The following is a 16163-nucleotide window of genomic DNA, read 5'->3' on the forward strand; positions in this document are numbered from 1 at the left end:
TTGCACCCTCTCCCAAAAAAGTGTGAATATCTCAGGCTTTATCAGTGAACGTTTTTTGTTGAGAGAAAGGATACAATATTATTTTATCAATTATATATCCATATTTATGATAAAAAGGAGAATGGAAAAGATAAATGTGCTGTTAATCAATGGGGTTCATAGTAGTGAAAACCTTGTCACGTGTGGGCTGTAAAGCCACAGCAGTAGTGGAAAAAGGGGTTTTGGTACTCTGTAATCAGGAGAATATAAACAAGGGTAGATAAATTTTTTTTTTCAACATTTTCTACAGATATTCGTCGTCCTGTCTGAAAATTTTTCAACATCCTGCGTTGGGGAATTTCGAATTCGAGAACTAAGCATCCTTAATTAAGAAACAACTAATTTTTTTTATCTCAATGAATAAAACTTGCGAACAAGTTTGGGAAAAGTGTCTTAATATAATTAGGGATATAGTAGAATGGCAGCCGTTTAAGACATGGTTTGAACCTATTAAACCCATTAAACTTGAAAACAATGTTTTAACCATCCAGGTCCCCAGCCAATTCTTTTATGAATACCTTGAGGAGCACTATGTGGGATTGTTAGGAAAAACCATCAAGAGAGAATTAGGTAAAGAGGCCCGGTTGGAGTATCGCATTGTAGTAGAGAACGGTACGCCACATCAGCATCCCAGAACAGTAAACATGCCCACGCAGTTTACCAAACCTCAGAAAGACAATGAAGTAGATTTTCCTTTAACGATCCACAACCCGGTTAAGAACCCCTTTGTTATTCCGGGCATTAAAAGGGTACAAATTGACTCGCAGCTCAATCCAAATTATACGTTTGACGCGTATGTAGAGGGAGACAGTAACCGTGTGGCGAGACGCGCAGGTAAAACAGTGGCTGAAAAGCCCGGTGGTACCTCATTTAACCCATTGGTAATATATGGTGGTGTGGGCTTGGGTAAAACACATCTTGCGCAGGCAGTAGGCAATGATGTGAAACGTATACACCCTAATAAAGCGGTGTTATATGTAAGTGCAGAGAAATTCATCAACCAGTTTATTGATCATTCCAAAAATAATATCATCAACGACTTTATCCACTTTTACCAGTTGATAGATGTGTTGATCGTAGATGATATCCAGTTCTTTGCACGTGCAGAGAAAACACAGGATGCCTTCTTCGCTATCTTTAACCACCTGCACCAGTCGGGCAAGCAACTGATCTTAACATCAGATAAGGCTCCCAAAGACCTTGACGGAGTACAGGAAAGGCTGCTAAGCCGTTTCCGCTGGGGGCTCAGTGCAGATATCCAGATCCCCGACTTTGAAACCCGGATGGAAATCCTGGAGATGAAGATGAGGAACGATGGGCTGGAAATGCCGAAGGAAGTAGTGAAATATGTGGCCTATAATATCCAGACCAATGTACGTGAACTGGAAGGCGCGCTCATTTCCCTGCTGGCGCAATCGTCGCTGAACCGTAAGGAAATAGACCTGGAACTGGCGAAGCGCGTATTGAAATCTTTCGTAAAAACATCTTCCAAAGAAATTACGATCGAGAGTATACAAAAAATGGTATGCGAATACTTCGATGTGCCTTATGACAAGCTGTTGCAGAAAACACGTAAACGTGAAATTGTACAGGCCCGGCAAATCACTATGTATCTTGCCAAATCATTTACTAAAAACTCTCTGAAAACAATCGGTGAACATTTCGGAGGACGGGATCATACTACCGTTATCCACAGCTGTCAGACTGTAAAAGACCTGATGGATACAGACAATAATTTCCGTGACAGTGTAATTGAACTACAACAGAAAGTACAACTGGCGGCTATGTAAGCCGGCCTTAGCCCCCTCGTAACCTATTTTAAAAGCCGTGCCGATACAGCACGGCTTTTTTATGCGAAATCCTTATCCGTACTGCTTTATAGCGCTTATTTAGCTGTAGCAGGTAAGTTTTTTTGTAAAAAGATGATTTTGCTTTTGGAGAATATAAAACTTTTCCTATTTTTGCAACCCCTTCAGGGAAATACGGAGAGATGCCTGAGTGGCCGAAAGGAACGGTTTGCTAAACCGTCGTACGGGTTAAACTGTACCGAGGGTTCGAATCCCTCTCTCTCCGCAAAGGGACCAATCATACTGATAGTGATCGGTCCCTTTTTCTTTTGAACCCTTGTTGCCCGAAAAGCTTCCATAACGCAAATACTTCATTTACTTTCGGAATACCTCACCCAGTGTTTTTGCAGTTCTTTTTCACATCTATATCACTGTATACCTTTCCTCTAACAATCAAAAGGCGCTTAAAAATTTTGGTAAGTTGTAGTTATTGTTTTGAAGACAATTTCCTGCTGATGACCGCCAATCACAAAAATGATGCAGGCAGCAGGGGAAGATGCTATCTTTTAAAAGATGGTTATTGCCTGCAACATTCAGGATAAGTAATATTTGTATTTTTATAGCCATTTAACGAATAAAAATGAGAAAGGCTAAAATTTTGCTGCACCAGAACGAGCTGAAAGCTACCGGAGTTGATATGGTGCCGATAAAAGGATTAGCACAAAAAGTACAGACGCCTCACCGAGACGACCATTATATGTTTATTATCCAGCAAAAAGGGCTGTCTGTTTGGGAACTGGATTTTAGCGCCGTTACTTTGAATGGGGCTTCATTATGCTTTATAGCACCCGGGCAGGTGCATCGTTACTTAGGTGGTAAAAGTAGCGAGGGCTGGTTGATCTTTGCAGATACAGCATTAATAGCTAAACCATACCGGGAAATATTCGATACATTTTTGCATAGCCGCCAGGTTGTTCATATCCAGAAGAATGATGACATTTTTTTAATGACATCTGCGTTTAAAAAACTTTTGGGGAATGAAATTATGCCATTGAAAAAAGAGGTAATCAATTCGCTGCTGGATACCATTACCGGTATGATTGCCTCTGAAATTATACCATTCCGGAATTCAACAGGGTTGATAAGTAGCCAGAAATATACAATTGCAATGAAGTTCAGGCAATTGATTAAAGAGCAATATAAAGATTGCAAACTGGTAAAAGACTACGCAGCCCTGCTCAATATCACGCCTTTGTACCTGAACGAGGTGATGAAGGAAATAAGCGGGTTTGCCGCGAGTTATTGGATACACCAGGAAATAGTGCTGGAAGCCCAACGCCTGCTTTATTATACAGGTCTGGATATAAAAGAAATCGCCTTTGAACTGGGCTATGAAGACCATGCTTATTTTTCCCGCTTCTTTAAGAAGAATACCGGTATGACCGCTTCTTCATTCAGGAATAAAAAACCATAATTTGTCCAATTATTGCCATTGAATGGCTACCCGCCAACCCAGCTTCCCACGTTAATTTTGTAATCGTAAAATTTAATAAAATGAATACGATACAAATACAGGGCAAAACAAAAATTATGGAAGTAATTCCTCCGGAGAATAATAACAACACGTTTTATAAAATAGTTATTCCTATCATCCTATCTGTTTTTGCGGTATATCTTACCATTGGAATGTCTCTTGGTATTCTCCCCAATTTCATAAAGGACGAATTGAAGTCCGGCAGTGTTATAGTAGGCGTAGTGATCGGCTTACAATCACTGGCCACATTATTAACAAGAGCTTATGCAGGCAGAGTTACAGATACAAAAGGTGCAAGAAAAAGTAGCAACCTGGGAATAATATTGGTGATCGTAACCGGAATATTTTATATGGCAACCACTGCTTTCCGCCATCATCCTCTTCCCGCACTGGCGCTGATAATGGTATCCAGGATCGTGCATGGCATATCGGAGAGTATGTTGGTAACCGGTGCATTAACCTGGGGCATTGGTTTGGCTGGCACCGGCAAGTCCGGCAAAGTAATGACCTGGAATGGAATTGCCATGTATGCAGGGATTGCCATAGGTGCGCCACTGGGGATCTGGTTACAGCATTCATTCGGCATACAAAGCGCTTTTGCAGCGATTATAATATTGTCGATAGTTGCATGGCTTAGCACCATCGGTCTTCCGGTGCTTGCGCCAGATCCGTCTCATATCAGGACACCCTTTTATAAGATAATCGGGAAAATTGCGGAACAGGGACTGGGTCTGGCATTTTCTTCCATCGGTTTTGCCTGTATCTCCTCTTTTATTGCTTTGCTTTTTATATCCGAAAACTGGGGAGATGCGTCTATTGCTTTTATGGCCTTTGGCTCGTGCTATGTACTTACAAGGATATGTTTCTCTTCATTCCCGGACCGGTTTGGTGGTTATCGTGTAGCACTGATTTCCCTTGTTATTGAAATAGCTGGTCAGCTTTTCATCGGGTTCGCTTCCTCCAGGGAAATGGCAATAACAGGATGTGCCCTTACCGGTGTAGGATTTTCTCTCATATTTCCTGCACTTGGCGTTTTAGCTATTAAGAAAGTAGACTCTCATATGAGGGGAACCGCTCTGGGAGCTTATGCCGCTTTTTTTGATCTCTCTTTGGGATTTGCTGCTCCGGTGGCGGGTATCATTGCCGGTTGGTATAATTACCACGCGGTATATCTGTTTGGAGGTGTTAGCAGCCTGTTAGCGATCGTTATTTTGTTTATTAAAGGAAAAAGATAATAATGGAAACAGCGCAAAAGAAAATTGTACGGTCTCTATTGACTGTTAAGAGAAAGGTTTTCGTTGGTCCGAACTATATACGGGTAATATTCGGTATGTCGGATGAAAAGATAGATCAGTTCCGGGATGTGAGAAGAGGCGACCACAACAAGATATTTATTCCGGCCATGGGCGTATCTGATATTAATGAGATATGGAACTCAGATTTATTTATTGCAAGAAGAACCTATACAACAAGGAATATTGATGTTGTAAATGTGGATCGATTTTGCCGTTCATAGTGATAAGGGGCTGGCATCATACCGGGCGCAGCAGGCCACTAAGGGAGAGGTACTGGGCGCTGCAATGAAAGAAAGCAGCAGGCCTTTGTTTCCGCGAGCTGATAAATACCGGCTGGTGGATTTAAGGAATTATTTTAAGACAGAAAAGGCATGGTTGCCCGGAGAATACGCTGCCACAGCCCATTGGCAAAGCGGATCTTCCGAAGATCAGTGATCCGCATTGCGCAGAATGGAGCGGAAGGGGTAACCTCCCGGAACCGGGTTGAAATAACAGCCATGTTTCAATCCGGTCCGATCAAAGGAAGGCACTACCCCGGAATGTTCCATCTCATCAATATCCGGCCTGCCACAACTCATCCGCCATTTCCTTATTTGCCATAGCGCCCGCAAGATTGCCAACAGCTACCGCATTAGCCACAGAGCGCATCATAGTCGTATTATCGCCGCATGCAAAAACTCCAGGCACATTCGTTTTTTGAAATGCATCTACTTTTATGAACCCTTGCTCAGTAAGCTCACAACCCAGTTTTTCCGGGATGTCTGAATGCTGTACGAAAGCTGGTTTGGCATAAAGTGCTTTTATAGGCTGAGCGTCGTCGTTCCTGAAAACGATCTGCTCAATGCTGCCGTTGTGATGCCGCAGCTCCTCAATTTCTGCTTCAACAACCGGGATACCCTGTTTCTTCAATTGAGCCATTTGTTCATCTGTGAATGCAGATGCGCCATTGGTGTAAATAGTTAGCTTTTTAGTAAGGTTATGTACTAATGGAGCAACGTGCATGGCTACTTCCCCATTTGCGAGAATGCCTGTCACTTCGTTCTTTACTTCATAGCCATGGCAATATGGACAATGTATCACCGAAATGCCCCAGCATTGCTCAAATCCTTTAATGGCGGGCATGATATCTTTGATACCTGTTGCAAAGATCAGCTTCTTTGCATGAAATTTTTCATCCAGCTTCGTGGTTATTTCAAAACCATTTTCCGTTTTCACCGCTGTTTCTGCAAGCCCGTTATGAAACTTAACAGTCGTATACTTTTCCACCTGTTGTTTGGCAAGAGCTGAGATCTCAGCAGGAGTTTTACCGTCCTGTGTAATGAAATTATGTGAGTGCGGGGTTTGCCTGTTACAGGGAAGCCCGCTGTCGATGATCAATACATTCCGTAATGACCGGCCCAGCGCCATTGCTGCGGAAAGTCCTGCATAACTTCCTCCTACTATGATTACGTCAAAGTTTTTACTGTCTGCCATCTTATTTATTTTTGTGGGAGAAATCAATGAACCAGGGATCATTAATGCAGGAATAGCCATACTGCTTTGCTGTATAAACTTTCTGCGATGTAACATCCCGGTCATTATTTTTTACAAAAGTAGATAATAATTTCATTATTGCGACATAATCGCGATAATATTTTTACCTTTGCGTATGAACAAGCGGAATACAAAAACAAAACAGCTGATTTTAGAGACATTGAAAAATGCGGAGACTGCTGTAAGCCAGGATATTTTACAGGAAGAGCTGGGAGATGCAGTGGACAGGGCAACTATTTACAGGGTGCTGAATAGTTTTTGTGATGATGGTATTGTTCATAAGATATTGGGAGATGATGGAAAATATTACTTTGCTTTTTGTGTAAACTGTACTGAAAAGAAGCATCATCACAATCATTTTCATTTCCGCTGCCTGGAATGCGGGAAAATAGAATGTCTGCCGAATGAAGTGGATATCAAACTTCCGAAAGGATACAGATCCGTGAATTTCAATGGCTTTATTTCCGGTTATTGTGCGGCCTGTTCGCCGGGCGCATGAATGAAGGATTGCAGACGCCGGGAATTTTGAACCGGTATAGTAATGCTTTAAGTAAATGAAAGCCTTGTTTCATAAACACGACCTCTTTATTTTTTACTGCCGCCCCGCAGCTGGACCGCACGCTTTGAGGCAAACTAAAAAGTAAAATGGAGGCTTTGAAAACCGCCTAAACGATAACAAGCCTCCACCTGAGCTGGAATAAGCCAGCGAATGTATCAAAATAAATGAACGCACTGAGCTTCGCTGAAACAGCAGCCGACTTCCATTATATACCTCAACGAATCAATACAGCTGCCCCAAGCGGTGTTCTCAGGGATGCAACAGGTAATGTAACAACCCGTACAATACGCTTAGCCCTATCAGGTAAAGAATATTCATCCTGAACTTCAGCATCAGCACCAGTGAAACAATAATCCATATTATGGCCAGGATATCCGGTTTGCTGAATAATACGCCACCGGGAAAAATCACATCTTTCCCCAGATATAAAGTAAGATTCAATATCACTCCTACTACAGCGGCGGTAATTAATCCGAGAATGCCTTCTATGATTTCAATGCCATGCGTTTTCTCAATAACCGGTGCGCCCGCAAAAATCATCAGGAAACAGGGCAAAAAGGTAAAATAAGTAGTGGCAAGTAGTCCGGCAGCTCCCATCCATAAAGAGCCGCCAAAATGGTTGTAACCGGCCATAAAACCCACAAATGATAATACAATGATCAGCGGGCCGGGAGTTGTTTCGGCGAGCGCAAAACCATCGATCATCTGCAGCTTGCTGAGCCAGTGCAGCTTTGTGACGCTGTATTGCGCCACATAGGGCAGTACGGTATATGAACCGCCAATAGTTACAAACGCAGTCTGCGTAAAGAACAATCCCAGGTTTTTCCAGAAAATGAAATCGCTGAAGAACAGCAGGAACAGCCCAAAGGGGAGCAGCCAGAGAAGCACTGTTACACCCAGTAACCTGAGCAACCGGCCTGCCTTGAACTTTCCCCCGGGTGAAACGGTATGCTTGTTCAGCACATAGGTATGCTCTTCATCACCCCCTGCTGCCGTATTGGTTGAACGGTGCTGTAAAGCCGCGGGCCATATCATACGGGCAATAGCTCCTGTAACAGTAGCGCCGCCAATGATGGCCAGCAGGGAAATATTGAAAAAGAAGATACATACAAACGCGACGGCAGCTACCAGGTAGTGCAATGGGCCGTGCAGGGCCTTCTGCCCGATCCTGAACATGGCAATAAAGATGAGGGCAATCACCGCCGGCTTTAACCCGCTGAACATGGCAGTAACCCAGGGAATATTGCCAAAAAGCACATAGATAATACTGAGTGCAAGTAAGATGAACATGGATGGTAAAACAAAGAGAATGCCTGCTGTAAGCCCGCCTTTTTTGCCATGCAGCAACCACCCGATATAGATAGCTAATTGCTGCGCCTCCGGTCCGGGCAATATCATACAGTGGTTCAGGGCATGCAGGAATTTGCTGTTGCTGATCCACTTTTTCCGGTCCACCAGGTTATCATGCATAATAGCGATATGGCCGGCAGTGCCTCCGAAACTTATCCATCCTAATTTAAACCAGAATTTAAGCGCTTCGTTAAACGCCGGCTTTTCTGTAAAAATCTGTTCTTCCATATGATCATTCATTTCGCCATCCGGGTTCCAAGCATATAGCTCCCTTGCAGAAACATCCATTAACCTGCTACTGCTCATTTACGGGATATGAAAATAATTGAATACAACCGGGCTGCACAGCCGGTCGGACGACGAAAAGTAGTATTTACGATTAAAAAAAGACTGTCTGATGGCTTCCGGTAAGCCGCACGAAGATACGAAAATGCCCCCGCTTATGCAAGGTTCCAGGGCATGTTTTACTTCAAAAAAGACTTGTTTCTTTAACCGGAAAAACAGCCGCTGATGAATGACTGAATTAGGTTCTGCCAGCCGGATGCAGGGTATGCAACAGCATCACCGATAAAGAAAACCGGTCAAAAGCAAACCGGTATACAAAGGAATATATACAGTTAACCACGGGAATCATCCGGACTGGATTTTATGAAGGTACTGAGAGATGATGTTTTTATCGGTAGATGTTTTGGCCAGCTGTAATGCAGTGGTAAAGTGGTGCAGTGCCCTGGCGTTATCAATGCCGGTATACAGGTAGCCTAACAGTGAATGAAATAAATGGTTGCCGGAGAGATTAAGTTTCTCAGCCTCTTTGATGGCAGTTGTTTTGCCGCTTACTTTCGATAAGGCATAGGTGCGGTTTAGCGCGGTTACAGGGGAATAAGACAATTGCAGCAACTGGTTATATAATTGGAGGATATTGTCCCACTTGTTTTTTACAGTGGTTTGGGTGCAGTGCCAGTAAGCAATGGAAGCTTCGAGATGATATTTGGAAAGTGCCGTTCCGCGGGCGCTTTCAATGAGATAATAATTACCGCGACTGATCAGTTCATCATTCCACAGGTTCCGGTCCTGTTCCTCGTATAAAATATATGCACCGGCATCGTTGGTCCTGGCCTCAAACCTTGAGGCATGAAAGCACATCAGCGACATCAGGGCATTTACGGCAGGGGTATTGGTAGCTGCATTTTCCAGCATGAAATAGTTGAGCCGCATGGCTTCCAGGCATAGCTCCTTACGCATCACCTGGTGTTGGGTGGTGGAGTAATAGCCTTCATTGAAAAGCAGGTAGATAGTGGTAAGCACATCATCCAGCCGCTGGGCAATGTCTGCTTCTCCAGGCAACGCAATCGTTATTTTTTCAGTTCTGAGTTTCTCTTTGGCACGGAACAACCGTTTATTGATTGTTTCCTTACTGGTTAAGAAGGTAGCTGCTATTTCTTCAATGCCGAAACCGCAGAGGATGCGGAGAGACAAGCCTATCCTGGCTTCAGGGGGAATGGCCGGATGGCAGATAGCAAACATCATTTTCAACTGGCTGTCCTGGATGTTGGCGGCGGAGAGATCAATATCAATTTCATCCGGTGGTGGTGGCTGCAACTTCAGCCCTGCGCTTACTTTTTCGCTGAATATTTTATCTCTTTTGAGATAATCTTTTGTTTTGTTTTTTGCAACTGTATAGAGCCAGGCTACCGGGTTCTCCGGAACGCCTTTTAATCCCCATGTTTCTGCAGCCAGCAGGAAGGTGTCGTTGGTAATATCTTCTGCTGTTTCAATGTGCGGCAGCCCAAATAATTTACAGAGCACAGCAATAATTTTGCTGTACTCTGTTTTAAATAACTGGGGAAGGAGATCGTTATTCACCGGTCCTCAACACTGGATGGTTAATTCATTTTTATCATATCCCTTACCTCTACATGGCCTCCCACAAAAAGAATTGGGCAACCCTCTGCCAGTGTAAGCGCTTCTTCCAGCGAAGTAGCCTTCACTATAAGATATCCTCCTATAATCTCTTTCACTTCTGCATAAGGTCCGTCGGTGACGACGTTGCCGGCCCGGAGGGTTTTGGCTTCCTGGCCCAGCTGAGCGGTGCTGAGGAATTTTCCCTGTGCGGCAATGCCGCCGATCCAGTCCTGCCACTGCCGGATAGCTGCCTGCATTTGTTCCGGGCTTACTTCCCTGTTGGGATCCGGTGCATGTCTGAAGATCATCATGAATTCTTTCATTTTTTTTGCATTTTGAGATGGAATGATGTTGTTTACGACCTTATGACGACTGACATCCGCACAATTGGACAAATACCCGGGAAATTAAGTTAAGGATTTTTGTAGGGACTTACCGGATCACTTTTACCGGATTTTTATCCCAGTTTACCGGGGCGGTTAAAACCGGACAGGATTTGTTTTAAAATCGAACATATTATAAATAATTTAAAGTATACTTGGTTGGTATAAAGATGCGTCGTGTCTGGCATTCTGTTAGTATCCGTCACAAAGATCAATCTGGTCCATATGCTCAGAAGTTATCTGAAAACAGCTATCAGGAATCTTTTCAGGAATAAATTATTTTCCAGTCTTAATATCTTCGGACTGGCTACAGGCATGGCCTGTAGTATCCTTATTTTCCTGTGGGTCCAGGATGAACTCAGTTACGACCGGTTTAATATCAATGCCGGGCATATTTACCGGCTCACAGCCCGTGTAGGGGATATTGAAGCTGCAGTGGTGCCTGTTCCGGCAGCGATGGCCATCAGGGATAATATCCCGATGGTAAAGAATGTTACGCGGCTGTCTGCCCTGCAAAGTATGGTAACAGTGGGCAACCAGAAGTATGAAGAAAAGAATATCTATTATGCCGATAGTAATTTTCTTCGCATCTTCAGTTATCCCCTGCTGCTGGGAGACGCAAGCCGGCTGCTGTCGGGGCCGGATGGCGTAATACTCACCGTGAGCGGTGCAAAGAAATATTTTGGCAGCCCGGAGAACGCTATGGGCAAAACCCTGCACATCGACAATGATTATAATGGCAATGATGTGGTAGTGGCGGGGATATTGAAAGATCCTCCCCATAATTCACACCTGCAGTTCAATATGCTGCTTCCTATCCAGCTCTATGAAAGAACCATAAACCTTGAGCAGGCCTGGGGCAATTTCGATGTATACACCTATCTCCGGATGGATGATCATTTTGATGCTACGCCTGCTGCTTTGGCATCGCTGGAACAGCGCATTATGACGCTTTACCGCCGCCTGGATATATCCAAAACCAACGGTTTCCTGTACCTGCAGCCGCTAACAGACGTGCACCTGCGCTCCCGCCTAATGCTGGATGTGCCGGGGCAGGGGAACTACCAGCAGGTGAAGATCTTTTCACTGATCGCCATTTTTATTTTACTGATTGCCGGGATCAATTTTATGAACCTTTCCACGGCTTTATCCGGGGAACGGGCAAAGGAAGTAGGTTTACGTAAAACAGTAGGCGCTTTGCGGTCGCAACTGGTGATACAGTTCTTAAGCGAATCGCTCCTCCTATCTTTTATATCCCTGCTTTTAGGCCTCGCTATAGCATGCGCGTTGATCCCGTTGTTCAACGAGCTGGCAGCAAAATCTATCTCCATTAATCTGCTGAGCATAAAATTTATTGCAGGTCTTTTAGGGATCGCAACAGGCGTGGGCCTGGTTGCGGGAAGCTACCCGGCGTTGTTCCTTTCATCTTTCAACCCGGTAAAAGTATTGAAAGGCGTAAAAATGCTCCACGGAAGGAAAACTTTTTTCAGGAACAGCCTGATTGTAGTACAGTTCTCCATTGCTGTTGTCCTGATAGTGGGCACCATTGTGGTGTACAGGCAACTGCAGTTTATCCGTACCATGGATATCGGGTACAATAAAGAAAACCTACTGTATGTGCCTATTCCCCGCCTGGGTGATCTGCAGCGGAACCAGGTAGCTTTGAAAGCCGCCATCAGCCAGTATCCTGAGATAGATGATTATACTTTTATCAGCCATCTGCCTACTGATCTTCCAACCGGCACCCGTTCAGTGGAATGGGAAGGGAAAGATCCTCAGTTAAACCTGGTATTCCCGCAAATGTGGGTGGATGATCATTTTGTGAATACTTTCCGGATGCGTATGAAATCCGGCAGATTTTTTTCCAAAGATTTCAAGGGAGATGAAAATAATTATGTGCTCAATGAAACAGCCATAAAAGCAATGAAGCTGAATATGGAAACTGCACTGGGAACCAGAATTACTATGGATAGCCGCACAGGCGTTATCATAGGAATAGTAAAAGACTTTAATTTCAAACCGGTACAACAGCCCATACAGCCGCTGATTGTAAGAAATGGCAGTTCCGGCAATTTTAACGGGAATACGGGATATATTGTACAGCGCACCACTCCCGCCAACATGCAACGGAACCTGGGCGTTATGAAAAAAGTATTTCAGCAGGTATATACAGATTTCCCTTTTTCTTTTGGTTTTGTGAATGAAGACTTATCGCGCTTATACCTGGCGGAGCAGCGTATGGGAAAGCTATTCAATATTTTTTCTGTGCTTTCCGTAATTGTTTCCTGTCTCGGCCTTTTCGGGCTTACCACTTTTGCCACACAGAGGAGGATCAAGGAAATCGGCGTACGGAAAGTACTGGGCGCCAGTGTAGCGGGAATCGTAGGGATGTTGTCGAAAGATTTTATAAAACTGGTAATATTTGCATTGCTCATTGCTTTCCCCGTAGCCTGGTGGGTGATGAACAAATGGTTACAAAATTTTGCCTATCACATTAACATCCGCTGGTGGTTTTTTGTGCTGGCAGGTGTTATCGCCATTGTAATTTCCTTTATCACGGTCAGCTACCAGTCAATAAAAGCAGCCCGGTCCAATCCTGTAAAAAGCCTGCGTTCAGAATAAAACAGCAACTTGCCGGCAATTATTGGTGACGCATCTTCTACTGAACACTGCCAACCTGTGTTATATCCCGGAAAAAATGCAGTGCCATGTAATGGTCTGCAGTAGCGGGTTTTGGCATAATTCTATCTTTTTACTAAAAAAAATTTGTTTTTATGTTAAACATTTCCCTACATTTGCACTCCGCAATTGAAGCAAAGGTGTTGTCGCAAGGGCTGCCGTTTAAGCTAAGATGTGGACTAAGAAGGGATTTCGGGGCGTAGCGTAGCCCGGTATCGCGCCTGCTTTGGGAGCAGGAGGTCGCAGGTTCGAATCCTGCCGCCCCGACTTAGAAAAGAAGCCTTACAGTATAATAGCTGTAAGGCTTCTTTATTTTTGTACAATTCGCGCGTAGAAAGCTGTGTATGGCGCCCCATCTTTAACAGGAAGTTCAGTACCTCAATTAAGCATATCAGAAAAAACAAAAGCCCCTGGTTTGGAAGCCGCGATATACAGGAAATCCGGCAGCCTAAGAATAATATCAGCTGAAACAGAAAAGCTTAAATCTGCCGGAATAACAAAAAACCAGAGAAACTACATCTTCCTCTCCCGAAAACTACTATTATCAAAAAATTGAAATCTCCCTAACGGAAAAAAAAGAGAGATTACGCACTTTCTCCGGCAGCAAAATCGAATATTGCAAGCAATAAGAGTTTAGGATGTTATAGTATTTTAAAAGATTTTACTCCGCAGTTACAGGATCAATAATAGTAGTCACCTCACTGACAGAATTGGCCGGAAACCCGCCCTGCTTTGCATGCTCCCGGATCATTGCTTCATCAGGAGCGATGTAAACACAATAAATTTTGTCGGCTGTTACATAACTATGCAGCCATTGAATTTCCGGGCCCATATTGCTTAAGACACCACAGGAAGTTTGTGAAATTGCTTTTAATTGTTCCCCTGATAGTTTACCTGCACCAGGGATTTCGCGTTCAATAACATACTTAGGCATAACTTTAGATTTTAATTTATCCTATGAAAGTTAAATCCGGATTGTTGTTGGGGCTTTTCGCAGGTTCTGGCGTTTATGGGGGCCAATAGGAGTAGTAAGAAATGTGATACCTAAATGTAAGTAATTATTTTAAAAGAACCGCTCCTTTTCTTATTTCCCTCATCCCTTTACCAAAGTATTTTTTCATCATCCTGTTCAAATGGCTGCTGTCAGTAAATCCCAGCTCCCAGGCAATTTCTGTTATAGGCGCATTGGTGTATAATGCACGGGACGATGCAATTTGTAAACGGGCTTTCAAAACAAAGTCCTGGAAACGTTCAGATGCATTTCTTTGAAAATACTCGCTGAAGTAACTTTCTGCAATATTAAATTTAGCAGACAGATAAGCAGGAGATATTTTCTCCCGGTCTAAAATATTAAAGGATATAAAGTTTATCAGTTCTATAAACCTGCTGTCTTTAAAAGTGCGTCCCTCCAGTATCTTTTTCTGAATATTGCGTGAGAGAATACCAAGAATAGATACCAGGGCATTTTGGATAATAAACGCAGAACAGCTGCTCCTCAACTGGTATTCAAAGAGCACAACATCCAGTAATCTTTTTATCTGTTTTTTCTCACTTGCCTCACTGATCACCTCTCCCGGGTAACGGTCATGATTGCTGAGAATGAAATTCAGCCGGCTAAACCAGGAGCTGTAGTCAACCTGCTGTTTACCATGGGCAGCAAAATAACTTCCGGTAAAACGGATAAAAAGGAAACGGGTCGGCTTTTCTATAATATACATATGACATTTAGCCGCCGGGAGAAGAAAGATACCGTTTTTAGAATATTTCTGTTTGACGTAATTCACACTTTGCAAACCCGCTCCACGGAGAATATATACCAGCTCAAAGAAATTATTCTTCCTGCTTCTATCGCTCCATTCTTCATATTCAGCAATTTCAATAGCAAATGTGTCGTCCAGTTGTTCCATATTCCAAATATACAAACTCTGATCCGGCGGGAAGTACTTTCCAATCAGGTTACTGTTTTTTCAAATGCTGTTACCGTTGATTGATGCCCGGGATCGCCAATTTTGTGAGATAATAAAATTACATGGACTATAAAGCAATCTCGAAAGAAACAGTTGGCTTCTTATATCAATCACATGCCAGTATCAGGAAATCCGGACTTGACAATAAGCTCGTCGCACTGGTGGAGCTGCGGGTGTCTCAATTGAACGGATGCGCATATTGCTGCAGTTTTCACAATACAGAGTTAAGACAAATGGGATTTAGCCAGGATGCCCTTGATAAACTGCCGGGCTGGAAGCATTCAAAGGCCTTTGACCATCAGCAGCAACTGGTTTTGTTATGGGCAGAAGCAATCACATTAATGCGGGATGATCTTCAGCCAATACGCGAAATGTTGGAACAACAATTTACCCAAAAAGAAATAGTGGAACTTACCGCGAGCATCTCCCTCATGAATGCGTTGAACCGGCTTCGTATCACACTTGGAGAGAAGGATTGATTTAATACAGCAGTTCCGGCGCTGCGTTATACTACGTATATCTGTAGCACCTGGTTTTATAATGCTATCTCAAACAGGCTGGAAGTGCCTTCCTTATAGTGTGCGGGCAACTCATCACTTACAACAGGCGCTATAATGCCCAGATAGTTAAAGCCGCAGCTGATATAATAATTGTTCAGTTTATCATTGCCACCACCTGTATCCATCCTGATATAGCTTTTACCCGTGCGGAGTGCATATTCCCTTGCCCATTGCACAATATGCCTTACATACCCGTTGCCCCTGAAGTCAGGATGAGTGGCAATACGGTGAATGTACACGGCTGGATCTTTATCCTTTTCCTTCCAGATGAATGGATCTTGTAAAGTAATGGAAAAGATACAGGCAATACGGTCATCTTCCATTATTTTAAACAATCGCTGTTCACTGATATCTGTTTCAATCAAAGCCCTGTCGAACCCTTTCCAATGTTTCTCCGCTACTTTCTTCTGGTGTTGTTTGCCGGCTTCATAAAGACTAAAAATAATATCGATATCTTCCCGTGTACTGTTAATTATCTGCATCATAGAACAAATATTGAGACCGTAAAATTCAGTTATTCGCTGTAAATAAAACAGATTCAGTTTTGTTTATTTTCACCATATCAGATTTGTTGC

14 protein-coding genes and 2 tRNA genes are annotated in these 16163 nt (G+C 43.4%); 9 read left to right on the forward strand and 7 right to left on the reverse strand.

Features of this window, described 5'->3' with window-relative positions:
* The first annotated feature begins 395 nt into the window (after nucleotides 1-395).
* The 5 genes from dnaA (at nucleotide 396) to ABIE50_RS05965 (ending at nucleotide 5090) form a co-directional block, all read left to right on the forward strand.
* Nucleotides 396-1829: a chromosomal replication initiator protein DnaA gene (gene dnaA, locus ABIE50_RS05945; protein ID WP_079469646.1), complete on the forward strand. Its 1434-nt coding sequence runs from the start codon at nucleotides 396-398 to the stop codon at nucleotides 1827-1829.
* Nucleotides 1830-2023: 194 nt separating this feature from the next.
* A tRNA-Ser gene (locus ABIE50_RS05950) sits at nucleotides 2024-2112 on the forward strand.
* A 354-nt stretch (nucleotides 2113-2466) separates the two neighbouring features.
* Complete coding sequence (locus ABIE50_RS05955) at nucleotides 2467-3300, forward strand: helix-turn-helix domain-containing protein (protein ID WP_209867063.1); 834 nt, start codon at nucleotides 2467-2469, stop codon at nucleotides 3298-3300.
* 80 nt (nucleotides 3301-3380) lie between these two features.
* Nucleotides 3381-4595 (forward strand): MFS transporter, encoded by a 1215-nt coding sequence (locus ABIE50_RS05960; RefSeq protein ID WP_209867061.1) that lies wholly within the window; start codon nucleotides 3381-3383, stop codon nucleotides 4593-4595.
* Nucleotides 4596-4850: 255 nt separating this feature from the next.
* On the forward strand, nucleotides 4851-5090 hold the full coding sequence (locus ABIE50_RS05965) for a hypothetical protein (protein ID WP_209867059.1): 240 nt from the start codon (nucleotides 4851-4853) through the stop codon (nucleotides 5088-5090).
* 117 nt (nucleotides 5091-5207) lie between these two features.
* On the opposite strand, the gene ABIE50_RS05970 is transcribed toward ABIE50_RS05965, so the two are convergent.
* Entirely contained in the window at nucleotides 5208-6224 is a 1017-nt protein-coding gene (locus tag ABIE50_RS05970; protein ID WP_354027889.1) for an NAD(P)/FAD-dependent oxidoreductase, read from the reverse strand.
* 79 nt (nucleotides 6225-6303) lie between these two features.
* Here ABIE50_RS05970 and ABIE50_RS05975 point away from each other — a divergent pair, with 79 nt between their 5' ends.
* Nucleotides 6304-6687 (forward strand): Fur family transcriptional regulator, encoded by a 384-nt coding sequence (locus tag ABIE50_RS05975; protein WP_142684005.1) that lies wholly within the window; start codon nucleotides 6304-6306, stop codon nucleotides 6685-6687.
* Nucleotides 6688-6996: 309 nt separating this feature from the next.
* On the opposite strand, the gene chrA is transcribed toward ABIE50_RS05975, so the two are convergent.
* The 3 genes from chrA to ABIE50_RS05990 all read right to left on the reverse strand — a co-directional run bounded on the left by chrA (nucleotide 6997) and on the right by ABIE50_RS05990 (nucleotide 10322).
* A complete protein-coding gene (gene chrA, locus ABIE50_RS05980) occupies nucleotides 6997-8325 on the reverse strand; it encodes a chromate efflux transporter (protein ID WP_209867057.1) in 1329 nt (442 codons plus the stop codon).
* Between the two features lie 402 nt (nucleotides 8326-8727).
* Nucleotides 8728-9960: an RNA polymerase sigma factor gene (locus tag ABIE50_RS05985; protein WP_209867055.1), complete on the reverse strand. Its 1233-nt coding sequence runs from the start codon at nucleotides 9958-9960 to the stop codon at nucleotides 8728-8730.
* Between the two features lie 20 nt (nucleotides 9961-9980).
* The gene (locus tag ABIE50_RS05990; RefSeq protein WP_209867053.1) at nucleotides 9981-10322 is read right to left on the reverse strand and encodes a YciI family protein; all 342 of its coding nucleotides are present in this window, start codon (nucleotides 10320-10322) and stop codon (nucleotides 9981-9983) included.
* A 285-nt stretch (nucleotides 10323-10607) separates the two neighbouring features.
* Between ABIE50_RS05990 and ABIE50_RS05995 the strand changes: the two genes are divergently transcribed.
* Nucleotides 10608-13004, forward strand: a complete 2397-nt coding sequence (locus ABIE50_RS05995) for an ABC transporter permease (protein ID WP_209867051.1) — start codon at nucleotides 10608-10610, stop codon at nucleotides 13002-13004.
* A gap of 250 nt (nucleotides 13005-13254) precedes the next feature.
* Nucleotides 13255-13328 (forward strand) — tRNA-Pro (locus ABIE50_RS06000).
* Between the two features lie 394 nt (nucleotides 13329-13722).
* On the opposite strand, the gene ABIE50_RS06005 is transcribed toward ABIE50_RS06000, so the two are convergent.
* Both ABIE50_RS06005 and ABIE50_RS06010 read right to left on the reverse strand, forming a co-directional pair.
* Nucleotides 13723-13995 (reverse strand): DUF4242 domain-containing protein, encoded by a 273-nt coding sequence (locus tag ABIE50_RS06005; protein ID WP_209867050.1) that lies wholly within the window; start codon nucleotides 13993-13995, stop codon nucleotides 13723-13725.
* A gap of 124 nt (nucleotides 13996-14119) precedes the next feature.
* Nucleotides 14120-14968: an AraC family transcriptional regulator gene (locus ABIE50_RS06010; RefSeq protein ID WP_209867048.1), complete on the reverse strand. Its 849-nt coding sequence runs from the start codon at nucleotides 14966-14968 to the stop codon at nucleotides 14120-14122.
* A gap of 122 nt (nucleotides 14969-15090) precedes the next feature.
* Between ABIE50_RS06010 and ABIE50_RS06015 the strand changes: the two genes are divergently transcribed.
* Nucleotides 15091-15507 carry a carboxymuconolactone decarboxylase family protein gene (locus ABIE50_RS06015; RefSeq protein WP_209867047.1) on the forward strand — a complete coding sequence of 139 codons (417 nt, stop codon included), beginning with the start codon at nucleotides 15091-15093 and terminating at the stop codon, nucleotides 15505-15507.
* Nucleotides 15508-15563: 56 nt separating this feature from the next.
* On the opposite strand, the gene ABIE50_RS06020 is transcribed toward ABIE50_RS06015, so the two are convergent.
* Nucleotides 15564-16073, reverse strand: coding sequence for a GNAT family N-acetyltransferase (locus ABIE50_RS06020; protein ID WP_209867045.1), 510 nt, complete (start codon nucleotides 16071-16073; stop codon nucleotides 15564-15566).
* Between the last annotated feature and the right edge of the window lie 90 nt (nucleotides 16074-16163).

The sequence above is a fragment of the Chitinophaga sp. OAE865 genome (assembly GCF_040546735.1).
Lineage (GTDB): Bacteria > Bacteroidota > Bacteroidia > Chitinophagales > Chitinophagaceae > Chitinophaga > Chitinophaga polysaccharea_A.